At 59.1% G+C, this 19,824-nt stretch carries 19 protein-coding genes; all 19 read left to right on the top strand.

Translation table 11 applies throughout. The features are described 5' to 3' along the window. The first annotated feature begins 106 nt into the window (after window positions 1-106). The 19 genes from DIT72_RS01975 to DIT72_RS01880 all read left to right on the top strand — a co-directional run bounded on the left by DIT72_RS01975 (window position 107) and on the right by DIT72_RS01880 (window position 19,818). Window positions 107-634: a cupredoxin domain-containing protein gene (locus tag DIT72_RS01975; protein WP_135953520.1), complete on the top strand. Its 528-nt coding sequence runs from the start codon at window positions 107-109 to the stop codon at window positions 632-634. Window positions 635-722: 88 nt separating this feature from the next. Next, window positions 723-2,399 carry a copper resistance system multicopper oxidase gene (locus DIT72_RS01970; RefSeq protein ID WP_135953519.1) on the top strand — a complete coding sequence of 559 codons (1,677 nt, stop codon included), beginning with the start codon at window positions 723-725 and terminating at the stop codon, window positions 2,397-2,399. Next, window positions 2,396-3,145: a copper resistance protein B gene (locus DIT72_RS01965; RefSeq protein ID WP_135953518.1), complete on the top strand. Its 750-nt coding sequence runs from the start codon at window positions 2,396-2,398 to the stop codon at window positions 3,143-3,145. Before DIT72_RS01970 ends, DIT72_RS01965 begins: the two co-directional genes overlap by 4 nt. 159 nt (window positions 3,146-3,304) lie before the next feature. Then, complete coding sequence (locus DIT72_RS01960) at window positions 3,305-3,661, top strand: hypothetical protein (RefSeq protein WP_135953517.1); 357 nt, start codon at window positions 3,305-3,307, stop codon at window positions 3,659-3,661. 11 nt (window positions 3,662-3,672) lie between these two features. After that, window positions 3,673-5,028, top strand: coding sequence for an APC family permease (locus DIT72_RS01955; RefSeq protein ID WP_135953516.1), 1,356 nt, complete (start codon window positions 3,673-3,675; stop codon window positions 5,026-5,028). Window positions 5,029-5,057: 29 nt separating this feature from the next. Then, on the top strand, window positions 5,058-5,285 hold the full coding sequence (locus DIT72_RS01950) for a hypothetical protein (RefSeq protein WP_135953515.1): 228 nt from the start codon (window positions 5,058-5,060) through the stop codon (window positions 5,283-5,285). After that, a complete protein-coding gene (locus tag DIT72_RS01945; protein ID WP_135953514.1) occupies window positions 5,278-7,635 on the top strand; it encodes a heavy metal translocating P-type ATPase in 2,358 nt (785 codons plus the stop codon). The genes DIT72_RS01950 and DIT72_RS01945 overlap by 8 nt, the downstream gene beginning before the upstream one ends. 99 nt (window positions 7,636-7,734) lie before the next feature. Further along, window positions 7,735-8,976, top strand: a complete 1,242-nt coding sequence (locus DIT72_RS01940) for a permease (protein WP_135953513.1) — start codon at window positions 7,735-7,737, stop codon at window positions 8,974-8,976. A 62-nt stretch (window positions 8,977-9,038) separates the two neighbouring features. Next, complete coding sequence (locus DIT72_RS01935) at window positions 9,039-9,425, top strand: DUF302 domain-containing protein (protein WP_135953512.1); 387 nt, start codon at window positions 9,039-9,041, stop codon at window positions 9,423-9,425. Between the two features lie 91 nt (window positions 9,426-9,516). Continuing rightward, window positions 9,517-10,818, top strand: a complete 1,302-nt coding sequence (locus DIT72_RS01930; protein WP_135953511.1) for a ferredoxin reductase family protein — start codon at window positions 9,517-9,519, stop codon at window positions 10,816-10,818. Then, window positions 10,815-11,204, top strand: a complete 390-nt coding sequence (locus tag DIT72_RS01925) for a cytochrome b5 domain-containing protein (RefSeq protein WP_135953510.1) — start codon at window positions 10,815-10,817, stop codon at window positions 11,202-11,204. The genes DIT72_RS01930 and DIT72_RS01925 overlap by 4 nt, the downstream gene beginning before the upstream one ends. 97 nt (window positions 11,205-11,301) lie before the next feature. After that, window positions 11,302-11,664: an NADH-quinone oxidoreductase subunit A gene (locus DIT72_RS01920; RefSeq protein WP_135953509.1), complete on the top strand. Its 363-nt coding sequence runs from the start codon at window positions 11,302-11,304 to the stop codon at window positions 11,662-11,664. After that, a complete protein-coding gene (locus tag DIT72_RS18390) occupies window positions 11,661-13,424 on the top strand; it encodes a heavy metal-binding domain-containing protein (RefSeq protein ID WP_228260708.1) in 1,764 nt (587 codons plus the stop codon). The genes DIT72_RS01920 and DIT72_RS18390 overlap by 4 nt, the downstream gene beginning before the upstream one ends. Next, window positions 13,421-14,317, top strand: a complete 897-nt coding sequence (locus tag DIT72_RS01905; protein WP_135953507.1) for a complex I subunit 1/NuoH family protein — start codon at window positions 13,421-13,423, stop codon at window positions 14,315-14,317. The genes DIT72_RS18390 and DIT72_RS01905 overlap by 4 nt, the downstream gene beginning before the upstream one ends. Beyond that, window positions 14,317-14,853 carry an NADH-quinone oxidoreductase subunit J family protein gene (locus DIT72_RS01900; RefSeq protein WP_135953506.1) on the top strand — a complete coding sequence of 179 codons (537 nt, stop codon included), beginning with the start codon at window positions 14,317-14,319 and terminating at the stop codon, window positions 14,851-14,853. The genes DIT72_RS01905 and DIT72_RS01900 overlap by 1 nt, the downstream gene beginning before the upstream one ends. Continuing rightward, a complete protein-coding gene (gene nuoK, locus DIT72_RS01895; protein ID WP_135953505.1) occupies window positions 14,850-15,161 on the top strand; it encodes an NADH-quinone oxidoreductase subunit NuoK in 312 nt (103 codons plus the stop codon). The genes DIT72_RS01900 and nuoK overlap by 4 nt, the downstream gene beginning before the upstream one ends. Then, window positions 15,158-16,981 (top strand): NADH-quinone oxidoreductase subunit 5 family protein, encoded by a 1,824-nt coding sequence (locus tag DIT72_RS01890; protein WP_135953504.1) that lies wholly within the window; start codon window positions 15,158-15,160, stop codon window positions 16,979-16,981. Before nuoK ends, DIT72_RS01890 begins: the two co-directional genes overlap by 4 nt. A 15-nt stretch (window positions 16,982-16,996) precedes the next feature. Next, on the top strand, window positions 16,997-18,466 hold the full coding sequence (locus DIT72_RS01885) for a complex I subunit 4 family protein (protein WP_135953503.1): 1,470 nt from the start codon (window positions 16,997-16,999) through the stop codon (window positions 18,464-18,466). Beyond that, a complete protein-coding gene (locus DIT72_RS01880; protein ID WP_135953502.1) occupies window positions 18,466-19,818 on the top strand; it encodes an NADH-quinone oxidoreductase subunit N in 1,353 nt (450 codons plus the stop codon). The genes DIT72_RS01885 and DIT72_RS01880 overlap by 1 nt, the downstream gene beginning before the upstream one ends. Window positions 19,819-19,824 lie beyond the last annotated feature (6 nt).

Here is a 19,824-nt window from a genome sequence, read left to right as displayed (position 1 = left end):
AATTCAGGTTAGTGCGCGATGGTAGCAATCGTTTCTTGGCATTGCTCAATTTTCGGAGCGAGCCGACTGGCCTTTTAACGCACATTATTTCACAGGAGAAGACCGGATGAATCTATCAAAGCTCTTGATTTTGGCTTCCGCGATGTCGGTTTCCGCAACGGCTTTTGCGGCGGGTGCTCACAGCGATGGGCACGGGATGGGCAGCGGTGAGCCGGGTAAAGCTTCAGAGGCCAGTCGGACCATTACCGTGGAAATGTACGACAACTATTACGAGCCGGAAACCATTGAAGTGAAAGCCGGAGAAACGGTGCGGTTTGTCGTCGAGAACAAGGGCAACCTCGTTCACGAATTCAACATTGGCACTCCCTCCATGCACGAGGCCCATCAGGAAGAAATGATGATGATGGTTGAGCATGGCGTTATCCAGGGCGGCAAGCTCAATCGCGACATGATGGAAATGGACATGGGTAACGGCCACTCCATGAAGCATGACGACCCCAACAGCGTACTGCTGGAGCCGGGCGAAAGCCAGGAAATAGTCTGGACGTTTACCGGGAAAGGCAATATCGAATTTGCCTGCAACGTGCCCGGGCATTACCAGGCCGGGATGTACGGCGAAGTCAACTTCAAGTAACCCGGGTTACTGACAGAGCGATGATTGCCGGGCTGACAGCTGCTTCTCCAGTCCGGATTTTAATGCAGTGTGATTTGGAGAGATATGGATGAAAACACGCCTAGTAACAGCGCTTTTGTGCCTGTTAATGCCGGCGTTGGCTCTTGCCGGCGAATACGACCTGACGGTCGACCGTGTCAAAATTGATACCGGCGATTTCGTGAAAGAGGGTATCGGGTACAACGGGAAATCCCCGGGGCCGGTGATGCGTTTCAAGGAAGGAGAAAACGTCAGGATCAACGTGACCAACAACCTTGATGAGATGACATCCATTCATTGGCACGGGCTGATCCTCCCCTTTGAACAGGACGGCGTGCCCGGCATCAGCTACCCCGGCATCAAACCGGGTGAGACCTTTACCTATGAGTTTCCGATTGTCCAGGCCGGCACCTACTGGTTTCACAGCCATTCCGGTTTTCAGGAGCCCGACGGCGCATTTGGTGCCATCGTCATAGAGCCTGAGGGGCGGGAGCCGTTCCGATACGATCGCGAATACGTGGTTCAGCTGACGGACAAACACCCCCACTCCGGGGATCGCATCATGCGGAACCTGAAAATGATGCCCGATTACTATAATCGTCAGCAGCAGACGGTGGGAGAGTTTTTCTCGGAGGCTTCCCAAAACGGTCTGATGGACACCATTCGGGACCGTATGGCATGGGGCGACATGCGCATGATGAAGGCTGATGTTGAGGACGTGCAGGGTTTTACCGGCATGATTAATGGCATGGGGCCGGAACAGAACTGGACCGGTTTGTTTGAGCCCGGGGAGCGCATCCGGCTGCGGTTCATCAACTCCTCTGCAATGACCTATTTTGACGTTCGGATTCCTGGCATGGAAATGACCGTTGTCCAGGCCGACGGCAATAATGTCCGGCCGGTTAACGTGGATGAGTTCCGAATCGGCGTCGCGGAAACCTATGATGTGATCGTCCGCCCGAAAGACGCGCAGGCTTACACCATCTTCGCCGAGTCTATGGGCCGTTCTGGCTATGCCAGGGCGACACTGGCTCCGGAGGAGGGCATGGCGGCACCGGTTCCGCAGATGCGTGATGCAGCCCGGCTGACCATGGCTGATATGAGCGGAATGCCCGGAATGGACCATGGCGACATGGACCACGGAGATATGGCAGCCCAGGGTGATATGGACCATTCCAATATGTCCGAGATGGACCACAGTGCCATGATGGCAGGCACCAGTGACCCATTTTACGCCAAGGGAAGTGGAATCGCCCCGACCGCGGCGAACGGTGGCAAGTTTCTTTCCTACGCGGACCTCAAGGCCCAGAAGCCTCTTTATGAAGAGCGGGAGCCGACCCGTGAAATCGAATTGCGCCTGACAGGTAACATGGAACGTTATACCTGGAGTATCAACGGCGTGAAATACGAAGATGCAGACCCTATCCGCCTGAAGTACGGCGAGCGCGTCCGTTTCAAATTCGTCAACGAAACCATGATGACGCACCCCATGCACCTCCATGGCATGTGGTCAATACTGGATGTGGGTGCCGGTGAGTGGAATCCCATCAAGCACACCGTCAGTGTTCAGCCCGGCACGACGGTGTATATGGAAACCGAAGTGGATGCGCCAGGGCAGTGGGCATTCCATTGCCACCTGTCCTACCACGCAGCAGCCGGCATGTTCCGCAAGGTGATTGTTGAGGGTGGTCCTGATTCGACTCAGGCAAAGACCGAAGCTACGACGGAAGTTGGGGGTGATGCATGAGTCGTATCCGATCTTTTGTGGCGTTCAGCCTGTTGGGCTCGACACTGCTGCCGGGCGCGGTAGCCGCCCAGGAAATGATAGCCGATACCAGCGCCCGCAAGCAGGCTCTGACTTCCTGGGGTGTGCAGTTCGAGGAGCTTGAATACCGTTACAGTGATGACGATGAAGAGTTGGGCGTCTGGAGTGCGGACTTCTTCTACGGCACTGATGAGTTCAAAGTCCGCTGGCTGAGCAAGGGCGAGTATGCCATTGAAGAGCAGGCCTACGAGGGACTGGAAAACCAGTTGGTCGGGCAGGTTCCCATTTCCAAGTTCTTTGACGCCAAAGCCGGTGTGCGATTCGATACACCCGAGGGGCCAGATCGTACCTACGCTGTTCTGGGTGTTGCCGGGCTGGCACCGCAATGGTTCGAGATTGATGCCAACCTTTATCTGAGCGACGAGGGCGAGACATCGGCCGAGCTGGATGCCGAATACGAGTTGCTGTTGACCAATTACTGGATTCTTTCGGCCACTCTGGATGCCACTGTGGCGTTCAGTGAGGACCGGGAAATTGGCGTTGGCAAAGGGCTTGTTTCCACTGAAACCGGCCTGCGGCTGAGCTACGATCTGGTCGATCGCGCCTTCTCACCATACGTGGGTGTGGTGCATGAGCGTAAGTACGGTGACACCGCTGACTTTGCTGAAGCCGAAGGTGGTGGTACTGAAGACTGGTTTGCCGTGATTGGTGCTCGCATCGCCTTCTGATGTCGGTTCTGACGGGCCCGGGCATTGCCTCGGCCCGTTTTTCAACTACGATTTGATGTACATCAAATCCACCGGACGCCTCTTCCCCGGATTTCAGTCGCAATTCAGGTTGGGATGTTGTGATAGAGAAAAGGCAATCAGGCGAAGAGGTGCCATCCCATGACCAAAGCACACAAAGCGACCAATCTGGAGCAGTTCCTGTTACGCCGGAAACTGACCGTCGAGGGCCTTGGTGAGAGTCAGTGGGACGATTTCATCCACGAACTCAACCACCATCCCTGTGTTGATTTTGCCGAGCGTAAACCGAATAACCAGCTGCGTGTCACCTACGACGGAACCCATTGGTCGGTCGACGAGTTACTGGAGCTGATCGAGGCCCACGGCGGTCGGTTGAAGTCCGGGTGGTGGACCCGGCGGAAACTGGCCTGGTATCGGTTTACGGATGATAATGTTCGCGCCAATGCCAAACATGATCCGTTTTGCTGCTCCAAAATTCCACCCATGAAACGAAAATGACTGGAGTCTGAATGGCCGAGGAGCAGGACAGAACCACTCGCTACCAGGAAGGCAGCCTTAGCCTGCCGGGAACCGTTATGCTGGGCACCGGTGTCATGATCGGGGCCGGGATCTTTGCGCTGACCGGGCAGATGGCACAGATGACGGGTGCTCTTTTCCCGCTGGCGTTTCTCGCGGCCGCCGTGATTATCAGCTTCAGCGCTTATTCCTACATCAAGATCTCCAATGCGGATCCGTCTGCGGGTGGCATTGGCATGTATCTGCACAAGGCTTACGGAAACCGACTGCCGACCGCGTTCAATGCGCTGCTGATGTATTTTTCCATGGTGATCGCCCAGAGCTTTCTGGCCCGTACCTTCGGTTCTTACACCATGCAGCTTTTCGGAGGTGATGACAGCGGGCGAATGGTGCCCATTCTCGGGGTATCACTGATACTGGCAGCTTTTCTCATCAATTTGCTGGGCAATCGAATGATTCAGGGTGCTGCGTCCGTCATCGGGATCCTGAAAATCGGGGGCATATTGATTTTCGGAATAGTGGGAGTCTGGGTCGCCGACAGCCTGTCAGTCGACTTCTCGAGCACTGGAGAGGCCGGAACGGTGGGCAACTTCCTGGGTGCAACCGCGCTCGGAATTCTGGCGTTCAAGGGCTTCACCACTATTACCAACAGCGGTTCCGAAGTAATAGACCCCAAGCGGAACGTAGGGCGCGCCATTGTGATTTCCATCGCGGCCTGCGTGGTGATCTACACACTGGTAGGTTTTGCTGTCGCCAGCAATCTGTCGCTGGCTGAAATAATCGAAACCCGGGATTATTCTCTCGCCGCTGCCGCGCGCCCGGCACTGGGGGAATATGCCGTCTGGTTCACCGTTGCCATTGCCATGATGGCCACTGCGGGAGGCATTCTGGCCAGCATTTTCGCCGTATCGCGCATGTTGGCAATGCTCACGGAAATGAAGCTGGTCCCCCACAGGCACTTTGGCATGCCAGGTAGCATCCAGAAGCACACGCTGGTCTACACTGTGGTGCTGGGGGTGCTACTGACAGCCTTCTTTGACCTCTCCCGGATTGCGGCGCTGGGTATCGTGTTTTACCTGATTATGGACATTGCCATCCATTGGGGGGTTCTGCGCTATCTGCGCAGGGATATAAGGGCCAACGTCTGGGTGCCGGTTACAGCCATTGTTCTCGATCTGCTCGCGCTGGGAGGCTTTGTCTGGGTCAAACTGAATACCGACCCCTTTGTGCTTGGCGTCGCTGCCGCCACCATGATCGCGATCGCTATCGCGGAGCAGATTTTTCTGAAGAGAACCGGCGGGATTGAGCCACCAAAAGGCGCCGATTCCCAGACCCATGACCACCACTGAAACCAGACATCCGAACGGAGATTCGCACAATGATGGAAAATGACATGTTTGGCCACACCATGTGGGCAGGGCACTGGCTATGGATGTTGGTGATTGCCATTGTGGTGGTGATTCCTGCCTGTCGTATTTGTCAGCGCACGGGCTATCCGGGCTGGATGGGCGTGCTGATACTGTTTCCGGTCGTTAACCTCATTCTGCTCTATTTCCTCGCATTTGCGGATTGGCCGGCAGACAAGAAGGGAGATCGTAATGGCTGAGCACCAGCACACCCATCACCAGGGGCATCACGACCAGGAAGAAGCTGGCGAGCATACCGTCAAGGATCCGGTCTGCGGCATGTCGGTGGACCCGCACACGGCGAAGCATCGGAGCCAGCATGACGGTAAAACCTGGTACTTCTGCTCCTCACGCTGCCAGTCCCGGTTTGATGAAGACCCGGAACATTACCTCGGTGAGGAGCAGAAGCGGGAAGAGCCGGTAGCGCCAGGCACCATGTACACCTGCCCCATGCATCCGGAAATTCGCCAGCAGGGCCCCGGTGATTGCCCCATTTGCGGCATGGCTCTGGAACCGGAGGAGGTGAGCCTGGACGACGGGCCCTCCGAAGAACTCTCGGACATGACCCGCCGGTTCTGGATCGGCGTAGTTCTGGCCTTGCCGGTTTTGGTACTGGAAATGGGTGGGCACATCATCGGGCTTGACCGGATTATGGCCCCTCAGACGTCCAACTGGATTCAACTGGTGCTGGCAACGCCCGTAGTGGCCTGGTGTGGCTGGCCTTTCTTTGTCAGGGGCTGGAAATCTGTGGTCAGCCGCAACCTGAACATGTTTACCCTGATCTCCATCGGTACCGGCGTGGCGTTGATCTACAGTCTGGTGGCGACACTGGCGCCCCAGATTTTCCCCGATGCCTTCAGGCAGGAGGATGGCTCGGTTGCCGTGTATTTCGAGGCAGCTGCGGTCATTGTGGTACTGGTATTGCTTGGGCAGGTGCTGGAATTGCGAGCCCGGGAGAAAACCTCCGGCGCCATCAAGGCCTTGCTCGATCTGGCTCCCGCGACGGCAAGGAAGCTGGACGACGATGGCAGTGAGTCCGATGTATCGCTGGATCAGGTCGAGGTTGGCGATCGCCTGCGGGTGCGCCCGGGGGACAAGGTGCCGCTGGACGGCGAGGTGCTCGAAGGCAGCTCCAATGTGGATGAGTCCATGGTGACCGGCGAGCCCCTGGCTGTCAGCAAAAAGACTGGCGATCAGGTAATCGGCGGCAGCATCAACCAGCAGGGCAGCTTTATCATGCGAGCCGACAAGGTTGGCCGGGATACCATGCTGTCCCAGATTGTGCAGATGGTGGCCAGCGCTCAACGCAGCCGCGCGCCGATTCAGGGTCTGGCAGACAAGGTTGCAAGTTACTTTGTTCCAGCCGTGATCGTGATCGCCATTATCGCCTTTATCGCCTGGTCTTTCCTCGGACCAACGCCGCCCATGGCGTTCGGGCTGATCGCAGCGGTCAGTGTACTGATTATTGCCTGCCCCTGTGCCTTGGGTCTGGCAACCCCCATGTCGATCATGGTCGGTGTCGGGCGGGGTGCTCAAAGCGGTGTACTGATACGCGATGCGGAAGCGCTGGAGCGGATGGAAAAGGTCGACACCGTGGTGATAGACAAAACCGGCACACTGACCGAAGGCAAACCCCAGGTGACCAGGCTAGTTGCGGCCGAGGGATTCAGCGAGGAAGAGCTGATGCGATTTGCCGGTGGACTCGAGAAGGGCAGTGAGCACCCGCTGGCTCACGCCATTCTTGATAAAGCCAAAACGATGGACTTGCAACTGCCGGATGCTGAAGGCTTCGACTCCCCCAACGGCAAGGGCGTGACCGGCAGGATCGAAGGGCAGCAGGTGTTGATTGGAAATCGTCTGCTGATGGAGTCCGAAGAGGTGGATACGGCTGACTTTGAAAGTGAGGCAGACCAGCTTCGCGAGGATGGGGCCACCGTGATTTTCGCGGCAGTGGACGGCAAAGTCTGCGGCCTGCTTGCCATCGCGGATCCGGTCAAGGAAACCACTGAAGCTGCCATTTCGGCTCTTCAGAAAGACGGCATCCGGGTGGTCATGTTGACTGGCGACAACCGTACCTCCGCGCAGGCGGTTGCCCGCAAACTGCATATCGATGAAGTGGAATCGGAAGTTCTGCCGGAGGACAAGGGCAAGATTGTCCAGCGCCTGAAAGACGAAGGCCGCATTGTGGTCATGGCTGGCGATGGTGTTAACGATGCGCCTGCCCTGGCAACGGCGGATGTGGGCGTGGCCATGGGCACCGGAACCGATGTGGCCATTGAAAGTGCCGGTATTACATTATTGCGGGGCGATCTGATGGGTATTGTAGAAGCGCGCCGGTTGTCTCTGGCGACCATGCGCAATATCCGGCAGAACCTGTTTTTTGCCTTTGTGTACAACTCCGCTGGTGTGCCCATTGCGGCAGGGGTTCTGTACCCGTTTGCCGGCATACTACTGTCACCGATCTTTGCAGCGGCCGCCATGTCGCTGTCCTCGGTCAGCGTGATTGTGAATGCGCTGCGATTGAGGGTGGTCAGAATCTCGGATGAGTAACATCGGATCTGTGTCGCTTTGGCCGGTATCGTTAATCCTGGCGATGCGTAAATTCCCGATGCCCTGACATCCTGTTTTGAATGAATAAAAGGAGCGAGCATGGAGTCCGCTGATCCAACCTTCTGGCAACTTTATGGTGAAGCTGCCAAGACCGCCCTGGGTTTCTTCTGGAAAGCCGGTTGGGCATTCGTTATGGGTTACGCAATTTCCGCGATGATCCAGGTGTTCGTGCCCAAGCATCGGCTGGTCCGGCATATGGGGGAGCTTTCCTTGCGCAGTACCACCCTGGCTACTGCGTTCGGCTCCATTTCCTCCAGCTGTTCCTTCGCAGCACTGGCGGCGGCGCGCGCTCTTTTTGCCAAGGGCGCCCATTTCATCCTTGCGGTGGCCTTCATGTTTGCGTCCACCAATCTGGTGATCGAACTCGGCATCCTGATCCTGATTTTCCTGGGCTGGCAGTTCCTGGTGGCAGAAATTATTGGTGGCCTGGTGTTGATCCTGATCAGCTCTGTGCTCATTCGGTCCACCTATCCGCGGCGCTGGATAGAGCAGGCCCGCGACAAGGTTGAAGGAAATGCGCCCGAAGAGGAAGAATTTTCACCGCTTGAGCGGATGCGTAGTGCCAGGGGCTGGCAGATGGTCGGAAACCAGTTCGTAATGGAATGGAAGATGGTCTGGAAGGAGATCCTGATTGGCTTTACCGTAGCCGGCTTCATGAAAGTTTTCGTGCCGGAAGCGTTCTGGAAGGCGCTTTTTCTTCAGGGCTACCAGGATACGCTGCCGGAACTGTTGATAGTGCTGGAAAACGCTATCGTTGGTCCCTTCGTTGCGGCGCTGACATTTATCGGCTCGATGGGAAATATTCCTCTGGCAACAGTACTGGCAGGCTCGGGTGTAACCTTTGCCGGAGTGATGGCTTTCATCTATTCTGACCTTATGGTGCCACCACTGGTCCGCGTCAATGCAAAGTATTATGGCTGGCGGGTTGCCCTGTATATTGCCGGGATCATGTTTGTATCAATCGTTGCCACCGCGCTGATCCTGCACTTCGGATTCGCTGCGCTGGGCCTGACTCCGGACGCAGTGCAAAGCGCAGTGATGAGCGAGCAATTTGCTATCGACTATACGTTTTTCCTGAACATTGCCTTTGTGGCGCTTGCCGGGGGGATGATCTTCCTGCATCGCCGTTATCAGGCCGGAGGTGAACACAGTCACCATGACCATGATCACGGTGGTGGGTTCTCTTTCCAGGACTGGGTGGTGCTCGTCTTCATTACCGGCGTGGTTCTGGGGATGATAGCCTTCGCAGTGACCGGCGGAGTATCTGCCGGCGGCGCATGAGTGCACCCGTTTTAACGGCGGTTGGGCTCAAGCACTGAACTTCTGATTTATTGGAGATAACCATGTCATACACTATTGATCGGATTATCAAGGATGAGAGTTTCGATAACGTCGACAAGAAAACGCGCCAGACGCTTGCCGACCACGGCTTCGGGGTGCTGACGGAAATAGACGTCAAGGCCACGATGAAGAAAAAGCTGGATAAGGATATGTCGGCGTATCTCATACTTGGCGCCTGTAACCCTGCTATGGCCTGGGAGGCTATTGGCATCGAACCTCGCGTTGGTGCCATGCTGCCTTGCAACGTCATTCTTCGTGAGGTGCCGGAGGGTGTGGAGGTCAGCGCGATAGACCCGGTGGTTTCAATGACTGCCATTGATAATGACGAACTCAAGCAGGTTGCCGGGAAAGTCAGGGATATGCTTTCTGAGGTCGTTCAGGCGATCTGACTGGCTCAGGGCTGATAATGGAGTAAATGCCGGGACCATCAGGCGCAGAGCCTGAAAGGGCGGTGATCCGCTCCACTGACAGAGAAGAATTATGAGGCTCAAAGGGTATCCGGGTGATGTCCTGCTCTTGGGTGTTTTTCTACTGCCGGTTGTCGTAGCCGTTCCGGGCCTGCCTTGGGGCGGTCAGGCCTGGCTGTATTCTCTGGCGGAACTGGTCGGGGTTCTGGCCCTGTCCGCGTTTCTGCTGGCAGGCATGTTGTCAGCCCGTATTCCCGGTACGGATCCGTGGTTTGGTGGGCTGGTGCGGGTCTGGACCATACACCGTTGGCTGGGTTTTTCCGCCTTCATGCTGGTGATGGCCCATGTGCTGCTATTGGCGTTGGCCACCTTGCCCTTCTCGATTGGCCGCAGTATCGAGACCGTGTTCCCGCCCCTCAGTGATTGGGAGGTCTGGGCCGGCTGGGCAGCCTTTGTCACCATGCTTATTTTCATCGCGCCCACCCTCGATTTTTTTGGCACCCTGCATTATCAGCACTGGAAGCGGTTGCACCTGCTGTCCGCGCCGGCGCTGGTTCTTGCGTTGATCCATACCCTGACGCTGTCGTCGGTGGCCTGGGTGTGGTGGCTGCTGTCAGCGCTGGCCCTGGCGGCCATTGCCTGGCGTAAGCTGTTATCGCCGTGGCTTGCCAGGAAACCCTATGTGGTCGACGAAGTCGATACCCTTGCCCGCGATGTGGTGGAACTGCGTTTGCGTCCCCTGGGTAAAGGGATTCGCTGGCAGGTCGGCCAGTTTGTTTACCTGACGCCGATGGACCGTTCACTGGCGGCCGGGTATCGGGAAGAACACCCCTACACCATTGCCTCTGCCGCGGGGGATGATGAACTGCGGATAGGCATCAAAGCGGTAGGGGATGCCACTCAGGCGTTGGTGAATATCAAACCGGGTGCTGAAGTTCGCATTGAGGGCCCCTATGGGACTTTTTTTGAGACGGCGGGCTCCGGGCCGCCGGGGTCGCAGCGAAAACAGCTCTGGTTGGGGGGCGGCATTGGCATTACACCGTTTGTGTCTGGCGCCAGGGACAGGATGTCCGGTGCGGCCGCAGGTCTCGATGTCTGTCTGTTCTACCTGGCCAACCGGCCCGAACGGGCCTATTACCTGGATGAACTTGTCCGCATCGCCGAAGCCTGCGACACCTTTACGGTTTTCGCCCATTACATGAATGAGGAGGGTGCAATAACCCGGGACTATCTGGCACAACACTGCCCGGATTTCGCCGAGCGCGAGGTTTACGTGTGTGGGCCACCCGGCATGATTGACCATCTGCAGGCCCTGCTCAGGCATGAAGGTGTGCCTGCCAACCGCATTCACACGGAGGCTTTTGACTTCCTATGACCAGTAACCGGATTGCCTATACCGGATTTGTTGCCTTTGTCAGTGTGCTGCTGACTCTGGTGGTTGTGAACATGGTGCAGCGCAGCCCTGACTCACAACCTGCCGATGAGGATGGTGATAAGGGTGGGAATGGCGAGACGGTTTATCGCCTTGATCAGGTGGCAGAACATGACAGTGCCAGCAGTTGCTGGAAAGTGATTGATGGCGTTGTGTATGACCTTACCGGGTATCTGCCCAGTCATCCGACAGAGGAAGAAACCTTCACCCGCTGGTGCGGCAAAGAGGCGACTTCCGCGTGGCAGGACAAGGGCAATGGCCGTCCCCACAGCCCGCGTGCCGCTGCGCGCCTTGAGTCTTACCGGATTGGTGTCATTGAAGGAGGGTGAGTCTGCGTCTACACTTGTTGTCTGGACTTGTACTGGCCAGACGGGACATTAGCGGATCAGTATCTCACGGCCGCGTGGAAAGTAAGTGGGAGGAACTATGAGCGCTACGCAACAATACGTTCTGCTGCTGGGCATAGCGCTTGGCACCGTTGGTGTGGTTCTGAGCCTTTACGGCGTTGCCCGCAGCATGGGCCGGACTCGCCGTGAGCCGGGCAAGGACGTGCCGGCAAGCGCGGGAATACTGTCCCGGGATCCAGTATGGGGGCGCTATCACGCCCGCTACTACGGCTATGCACTGCTGTTCCTGGCCTTCGACATGGAGATGGCTTTCATGTATCCGTGGGCAGTCGTGTACAAGGAAGTAGGGCTGGTTGCTTTGCTTGATATGGGCGTGTTTCTTGCCATTCTCTTTCTCGGCCTGCTTTACGGATGGAGTCAGGGGGCGCTAAGACGGCAATGACATCCGATCCGTCAATAACCGCAACGGGCACTCGACAGAAGCGGTCTTCAGTGCTGCAGAAGCTGGTCTCCCGGGCCCTGGCGCGCAACCTGAGCTGCCTGATCGTACCGGGGCCGGAAGTGGCCCTTGCTCATGGCCTGGACGTGAAGGCTGCAGGCATGCGCATCTCCTCTACGCCCCGCGATGCGGGCGTACTCCTCATTATCGGAGGGCTGTCAGAGAAAATGGGCGATGCCGCGGCGGTGCTCTACGCGCAGATGCCCCGGCCGCGCGCCATTCTCATGGTGGGCGGACAGACACCGTCAACTTTGCCTGACGCCGATATTTCCGCAGGTTTCTCACAGGAGGAGCTGACCGAAGCCATAGGTCGGCTGCAACGGGCATTGGCTGAGGGCGCCTTTGCAGCCTCGCCGGAGGACTTCGATTCATCTGTTCTGCACGCCAGCATCGAGTATGTCTGCCCCATGCATCCGGAGGTTGTCGAAGACGAGCCGGGCAGCTGCCCCAAATGCGGCATGGATCTGGTAGCCCGCGAAGCCGGGGAATCGACCCCTGAGCACGGCCACGAGCATGAAAATCATCATGATCACGAACATCATGAGCACGAGCACGAGCACGAGCACGAGCACGAGCACGAGCACGAGCACTGCCATGATGACGAGCATCATGGGCACCAGGGCCATCAGGACCATGAGCACGAGAAGCATGAGCACGGGGACCATGATCATGAAGATGAACATGCCGGCCACGATCACGGTGAGCACGACCACAGCGGGCATGATCATGGTGGCTCGGGATTCATGTCCATGATCGAAGTGACCAAGGATCTGCCGCGCAGCGCCGACGGCCTGCAAATGGACTGGCTTGAGGTGCCGTTCGGTCCGGTCTTCCCCGGCTTGCCCGGCGGACTGAAGTTGACGCTGACGCTGGATGGCGACGGCGTAACCGAGGGGCAGGCGATGTCCCTGGTGGGCATGAGCACTGCGGGTGAAGATGAAGGTATGGATATGGATATGGATGTCGAGACCTTCCTCGAACATCTGTCGACTGCAATGCCGCTGGCGCCGGTGAGCTACCGTCTGTTGGCATGCCTGGCAATTGAGCGTGTGGCTGGTCTGGAAGACGATCCTGCAACCGCCGGGCCCCGGGCCGCCGCCCTTGAACGCGAGCGCATCGCCAGTCACCTTGGTTGGCTGGCTCAGTTGGGACGTCAGCTTGGCTTCGCCTGGCTGACGGAACGTGCTTCGACTCTGCAACTGGAGATTCAGAGTGCCAGCCGAGAGCGACTTACCGAGCTGGAGCCGGCGCTGCGAGCGTTGGCTGCCCGTCTCGGTCGAACGCCTTTGCTTGAATCACGACTGAGGGGGATCGGTATGCTGCCCCCGGACTCTACCGAGCTGCGCGGCCCCATAGTGCGTGCTGCAGATGAAGGCGGGGATGCCTGGGCACGACTTTGGCAACGCCTGAGCGAGATATCGGCCAGCCTCGACCTTATCAAGGAGGCTGAGGAACCCAGGCTGCCGGCCCTGCGCAACATCGGTCATGTATCCGGGACAGGTGAGGCAACCGTTGATACGCCGCGTGGCGAGGCCCGTCTGAGCCTGAAACTGGAGCGCGGCCAAGTGAAGTCTTACCGGCTGGATACCGCCTGCAGCCACCATATAGGCCTGGTTGCGGGGCTTGTGGAGGGCCGGGAACTGGGCGACGCGCTGGTAGCGGTCGGGTCACTTGACCTTTCGCCGTGGGAGGTAATCTCGTGACCGTTGCTGTCGTACTGATGGCGTTGTTTGGCAGTGCCTGGCTGCTTGCTGTGATTGAGGGCTGGACGACAACTGGCCGTCTCAGTCTGGCCGCACCCGTGCTCAGCGGTCTCGCTCACCTCGGCCGTGAATCCATTGTGCCACGCTCGCCCGACCGGGTTTTTTTCGAGGCCGCGCCGGTGCTGCTCCTGGTTGTCGCGGTACTTGGCGCAGCAGTTCTGCCGCTGGCGCCAGACCTGATCATCGCGGACCTGGGCACCGGTGCGCTGTTCATCAACGCCGCCCTGGCCTATGTGCTGGTCGCGCTGATCATGGCTGGCTGGGGGCCGGATGGCGCCTACGCGATGATCGGCGGCTGGCGCTTTCTGGGCCAGCTTATTGCCTATTCCATGCTGATTGTCATGCCCATCACGGCCGTGGCCATGCGCGCCGAATCCCTGGTGAACACCGCGATCGTTGGCTCCCAGGCGGGGCTGTGGAACATCGTCTACCAGCCGCTGGGGTTCGTGCTGTTTTTCATTGCCGCCATGGCACTTGCGTTCCGCGCGCCATTCGATCTGCCGATCGCCGCGGGGGAACTTGCCGGAGGCGTGGACGCAGAATACACCGGCGTGCGCCTGGCGGTATTGCGCCTGGCCCGACTGACGCTGGTGGTTACGCTGGCTTCCGCGACCACGGTGTTCTTCCTCGGCGGCTGGCACGGGCCGTTGCTGCCACCCTGGGCCTGGAGCCTCATCAAGACCCTGGCGGTGGCCATGTCGATGCTGCTGGCCGGTCGCTATCTGCCGCGCATTCGCGAGGCGGATCTGATGCGGTGGTGCTGGACTCTGGGGATTCCCCTGGCCCTGGTTAATATCATTATCGTCGGTTTACTGGTTCTGGTGGTTCCATAATGTACGCTCAGGCTTTTTTTGTTGCCGTTTTCGGGCTCGCCGCAATCGGCTTCGGCGTGGTGGTGTTTCGCACCTCATCCATGGTTCGTTCGGCGCTGGCGCTGCTGTTTTCGCAGACTGCCGTCGGCTGCATGTTTCTGGCGATGCAGACCGAATTCCTGGGCGTGCTGCAGATCATGATGATGGCTACGGAGATGAGCATCATGGCTATCTTCATGGTGATGTTCATGATGGATCCCGGCGGGCTTGGCGGTATGGACATGAGCCACCAGAAGCGCTTCTCTATTGGTGCCGGGGTGAGTGCCGCCGTCATTGCCATTGCCGTTGCGCTACTTTCCGACTGGGGCCCCGCGGCGGATCAGGTGCCGGACGCGGCAGCGCAGACACGGGCGCTGGGCATGGAACTGCTCGGCCGCTCGATGCTGATCTTCGAAACCGCCGGCATCACCATCCTGACCGCGATGATCGCGGCCACTGCGGTGGCGATTCCGGTGCAAAACCCGGCCAGTAAAAACGACACGGAGGCATCGGAATGACCGCAGTTCTGATAGTGGCGCTTCTGACCGGCGCAATCCTGTTCGGTATTGGCCTCTATGGCGCGCTCTCCCAGACCAATCTGGTGATGATCATGATGGGTGTGGAGCTGATGCTGGCGGGCTCGATGGTGAACCTGGTCGCTTTCTGGCGCTTTCTGCATCCCGAAGCCTATTCCGGCCAGATGTTTGTGCTGGTGGTGATGACTGTCATGGCGCTGGAGATGGCAGTTGGCTTCGGCGTCGCCATCGCCCGCTTCCGCGCCAGGGGCTCGGTAGAAATGGAAGAAGCGGAGGACCTTAAAGGATGAATGCAGTAGTCCTGCCGATATTGCCGCCGCTGATCGCCGCCCTGGCCGTGTTGATACTGCGCCGTGGGTTGCCTGCGCTGGCCCTGGCTGGCGCAACGCTCAGCCTGGCAGGAAGCCTCTGGCTGCTGGTTCGGGTCACCAACGGTCAGGCCGAAACCCTGCTTCTGCCCGGTCTGCCGGACATGCCGCTGCGACTGGTCCCCGGGCCGCTGACCTCGTTATTGGCCGTGGCGGTGGCCACGGTGGGTACATTTGTGCTGATCCATGCCGTCGGTTACATGAGGCGGGAGTCCGGCCAGGCGCGCTTTTATGCCGTGATGTCCCTGTTCCTGGCCGCCATGCAGGCGCTGGTGCTGGCGGGCGACTGGATTCTGCTGCTGGCGGCCTGGGAGCTGATCGGGTTGTGCAGTTACCTGCTGATCGGCTTCTGGTTCCAGCGCCCCGAAGCCGCCAATGCAGCCAGTCGCGCGTTCCTGTATACCCGCAGCGCCGATCTGGGGCTTTACGTTGCGGTGTTCCTGCTGATTGGCTCGGCAGGTACCAGTGAGATTGCTGTCTCCCTGGAGGCTGGCGGTAGTGTCTCGACCGCTGCCGGGCTTCTGTTGCTGCTGGCCGCTATGGGCAAGTCGGCACAGATTCCCCTGCAGGACTGGCTCATGCGAGCCATGGCCGGCCCGACACCAGTCTCGGCGTTGCTGCACTCGGCCACGCTGGTGGCGGCGGGCGCTATTCTGCTGATCCGGTCGGCCCCGTTGCTGACTCCCGAGGTGCTGTTCGCCGTCGGGCTTGTTGGTGGTATCACCACTGTTGCAGCCGGGGTGATTGCGCTTGCCGAGCATGATCTCAAACGCCTGCTTGCGGCTTCCACGGCCAGCCAATACGGCCTGATGCTGATCGCAGTGGGCGCCGGAGTCCCGCTCGCCGCGCTGTTACATCTGCTGGCCCACGCTGCCATCAAAAGCGCTCTGTTTCTTGCCGCCGGCGACTTCCAGCATGCCCGCGGGGGCACCGCTTTCGATCAGTTGAAGGGTGTTGGCCGCGCCAGACCCTGGGCCTTCGCCGGCTTCGTGCTGGCGGCGTTGGCATTGGCCGGCATCCCGCCGCTGAGCGGGTTCTTCTCCAAGGATGCGGTGATCGCCGCCGCCCTGTCGGCGTCTGGTGCGCCCTGGCTTGGCCCTCTGGTTCTGGCGGGAACTTTGCTGACCGGCGCCTACATGGCCCGGGCTTTGCGCTTGTTGTGGCAAGGTTCAGGCGAGAATCAGCCTGTTGCCGGCAGTGCCTGGATGCGCGTGGGCATTTGGGGCCTGGTGATTCCGGCCGTGGTCCTTGGCTTTGCCTTTGGTCCCATCGAGGCCATTATTGAGCTGCCTGTCGCGGAAGCCGAAGGCACTTCAGTCGTGGTACTTGGACTCCTTGCCGCGGTGATCGGCCTGGCACTGGGCTGGCTCGTGTCGGCGCCGCACCTGCTTGGACCGGTTTACCGATGGGCACAACGCGGACTTGCGGTTGGCGGGGGGCTTACGGCCGGGGTAGGTCGGCCCGCAATGGCCGTTGCCCGGGGATGTGATCGTCTGGAGGGCCGTCTGTATGCGGCCGTGCTTGGCGCTGGCCGTGCAAGTCTCGCTGTGGCTCGCCAGGTGCGGGTCGGCGATGAGCGTCTTATCAACGGACTGATCTTTTCTCTGGTGGCCGGTGTGCGCGGTCTGGGCGCGCGAGCGCGAACCCTGCAAAGTGGCCTGATCCACCACAGTCTGGCTATCAGCGCCACAGCCACCGCTGTGTTACTTGTCATTCTTTTTTCAGCGTCATTAAGTTTCTAGAGGAAACCCGTACCCATGCTGCCACTTGTATCCCTCACGCTGTTCCTGCCACTCGCCGGCGCCGTGCTGATTCTGTGTTTGCCAAAGCCGGCAGCACGGACGGTGCACAGCATAGCGATCGCCAGTGCCGCGCTGACCCTGGTCGGCGCGCTGGCCATGTGGCTGCAGGGTGTGAGTGGTCAGGGCTTTTCCCAGGTCGAAGAGCTGGAATGGATGCCGTCCATCGGTGCCGCTTATCGGGTCGGGGTTGATGGCATCAGCCTGCCGCTGGTGCTACTGAGTGCCGTGCTTTTTTTGGTTGCTCTTATCTACGCTTCGTCTCTCCGCGATCGTCCGCGAGCCTATGTGGCTCTGGTCCTGCTCCTGGAGACCACGGCAATCGGTACCTTTACGGCCCTAGACGGGATTCTGTTCTATGTTTTCTTCGAGGTCTCCCTGGTGTCGATGTATTTCATGATCGCCGGGTGGGGGCATGAGGACCGTCAGCGCGCAGCGCTGATGTTCTTTATTTACACTCTGCTGGGCAGCCTGCCGCTGTTGCTGGCTATTCTGGGGCTTTACCTCGGCAGCCCCGAACCCAGCTTTGACATGCGAGCCTGGATTGCAGATCCTCCGTTGCAGGGGGCGGCGGCCATGTGGGCGCTGATCGCCATGCTGATCACCTTTGCTGTCAAGATTCCCGCGGTGCCGCTGCATACCTGGCTGCCTGCCGCCCATGTTCAGGCGCCGACTGTCGGCAGTGTCATTCTGGCCGGCATCATGCTGAAATTCGGCACTTACGGGCTGGTGCGCTTTGCCCTGCAAATGGCCCCCGAGGCTTTCCGCGATGCCGGAGTTGTCGTTCTGGTCTTCGGTGTTGTCAGTGCGCTTTACGGCGCCTTTGCCGCCCTGGCACAGACGGATCTCAAGCGCCTGGTTGCCTATACGTCAGTCAACCACATGGGCTATGTGATCGTTGGTGTCGCCGTGGCCGCGTTGACGCTGGATCCCTCGGTGCGCGCCACCGCTCTGGACGGCGCCGTGCTGCAGATGTTCAGTCACGGTCTGGTCACCGGTGCCCTGTTCTTGCTGGTGGGCATGATTCAGGAGCGGGCCCATACCCGTGAAATGGGTGAGTTTGGCGGCCTGCTCAAAACGGTCCCCCTGCTTGGCTGGTCCTTTGTGCTGGCCGCCTTTGCATCCCTCGGTTTGCCCGGCCTGGCGCACTTCCCGGCTGAGTTCCAGATATTTCTCGCCACCCTGGGTACCACTCCCATCGCGGTTGCGGTGATTCTGGGTATTGCCATTATCGCCGGGACCTTTCTCAAGGCACTCCGTGAAACCTTTCTGGGCGAGTCCCGGCAGCGCTGGAACAGGATGCCCGACCTGAGCCTGCGCGAAATTCTTGCGGTGGCGCCCTTGCTGGTGCTCACCGTCGCCACTGGCGTGGCGCCGTCCTGGGTGCTGGACATCATTCACCGGACCACATCGGCACTGGTGCTGTAATGGGTCCGGATCTCGCATTACTGACCCCGGAAATTGCCGTCCTGTTGACGGCCATCGCTGCGCTGATCGCGGAAATGCTGCGTCGGCCCCGAATTTCGCTGGTCGTCGCGGTAATCGGCCTGCTCGTTGCCACAGGGCTGACCCTGCGCCTGGTGGGCACAGACACCACGGTGTTTGGAGGTAGCTTCCGGGTCGATACGCTGAGTACCTGGGCCAAACTCATCCTGCTACCTGCTACGGTGCTTTCGATGCTGTTGGCGCGGGTGGATGTTTGCGGAAGCGCACGTGAGGGCACAGTCTACAGTCTGCTTTGCTTTGCCACCTTCGGCGCCCTGGTTCTGGCGGGGGCAGGCGACACCATGTTCCTGGTACTCGGTACACTGCTGACCGGATTGGCGACCTTCGCCCTGGTTGCCTATCCGGACACCGACCCGGCTACTGAAGCCGCCATGAAATTCTTTGTGTTTGCTTCGGTCACAACTGCGGTCATGATTTTTGGCCTCAGCTACTGGTTCGGCGCCTCCGGCTCCACGCTGCTTGCGGATCTGCCGGGCATGGATACGATGCCGATGGCTGTCATTCTCGGGTTTGTAGCTGTTGTTGTGGGTCTGGGCTATAAGGCATCGCTGGTTCCGTTTCATTTCTGGGCACCCGACGCCTACGAGGGCGCCCCCCTGTCGATTGCCGCCTACCTGTCCGTGGTGCCCAAGGTCGGTGCTCTGTTTGCGCTGACGCAGGTGGTTCGCGAGCTGCCCGCCGATAGCGGCTGGACCGCCGTTATCGCGGGTCTGGCCGTGTTGAGCATGACCTATGGTTATCTTGCTGCGCTGGTGCAGGATAACGTTATCCGCTTGCTGGCCTATTCGTCGATTGCCCAGTCCGGGTATTTTCTTCTGGGCATCGTGGCGGTGGGCTCCAGTGAGCTTGCATTACCATCAATCATTCTGTTCGCCGCCGCCTATGCGGCCATGAACCTGGGTGCCTTCGCCGTTACCGCCGCAACCGGGCGAACCCTGAGTGGTTTCGGCGGGCTGGGCCGTGCACGGCCGCTCATGGGAATTGCAATGGTGATCTTCCTGCTGTCGCTGGTCGGCATTCCCCCGCTTGCCGGCTTCGTCGGCAAATTTATGCTCTTCGCCGCTGCCATCGATGTCCAGTTTACCTGGCTGGCGGTTGTGGCAATCGTTAACAGCGTGCTGTCGCTGGCGGTGTATCTGCGTATCATCGTGCCGATGTACCGGCGGGGGGAGTCGGCGTCCGCTGCAACGGACCCATCGCATGGAATCGTGGTGATTACAGCGTTTGCAGCTACGCTTATTATCGGCTTGGCGGCCCAGCTTTTCATCGTCTAGGCCAAT

It is taken from the genome of Marinobacter orientalis (assembly GCF_004792665.1).
In the GTDB taxonomy this organism is placed as follows: domain Bacteria; phylum Pseudomonadota; class Gammaproteobacteria; order Pseudomonadales; family Oleiphilaceae; genus Marinobacter; species Marinobacter orientalis.
This window is presented reverse-complemented; position numbering and strand designations above follow the sequence as displayed.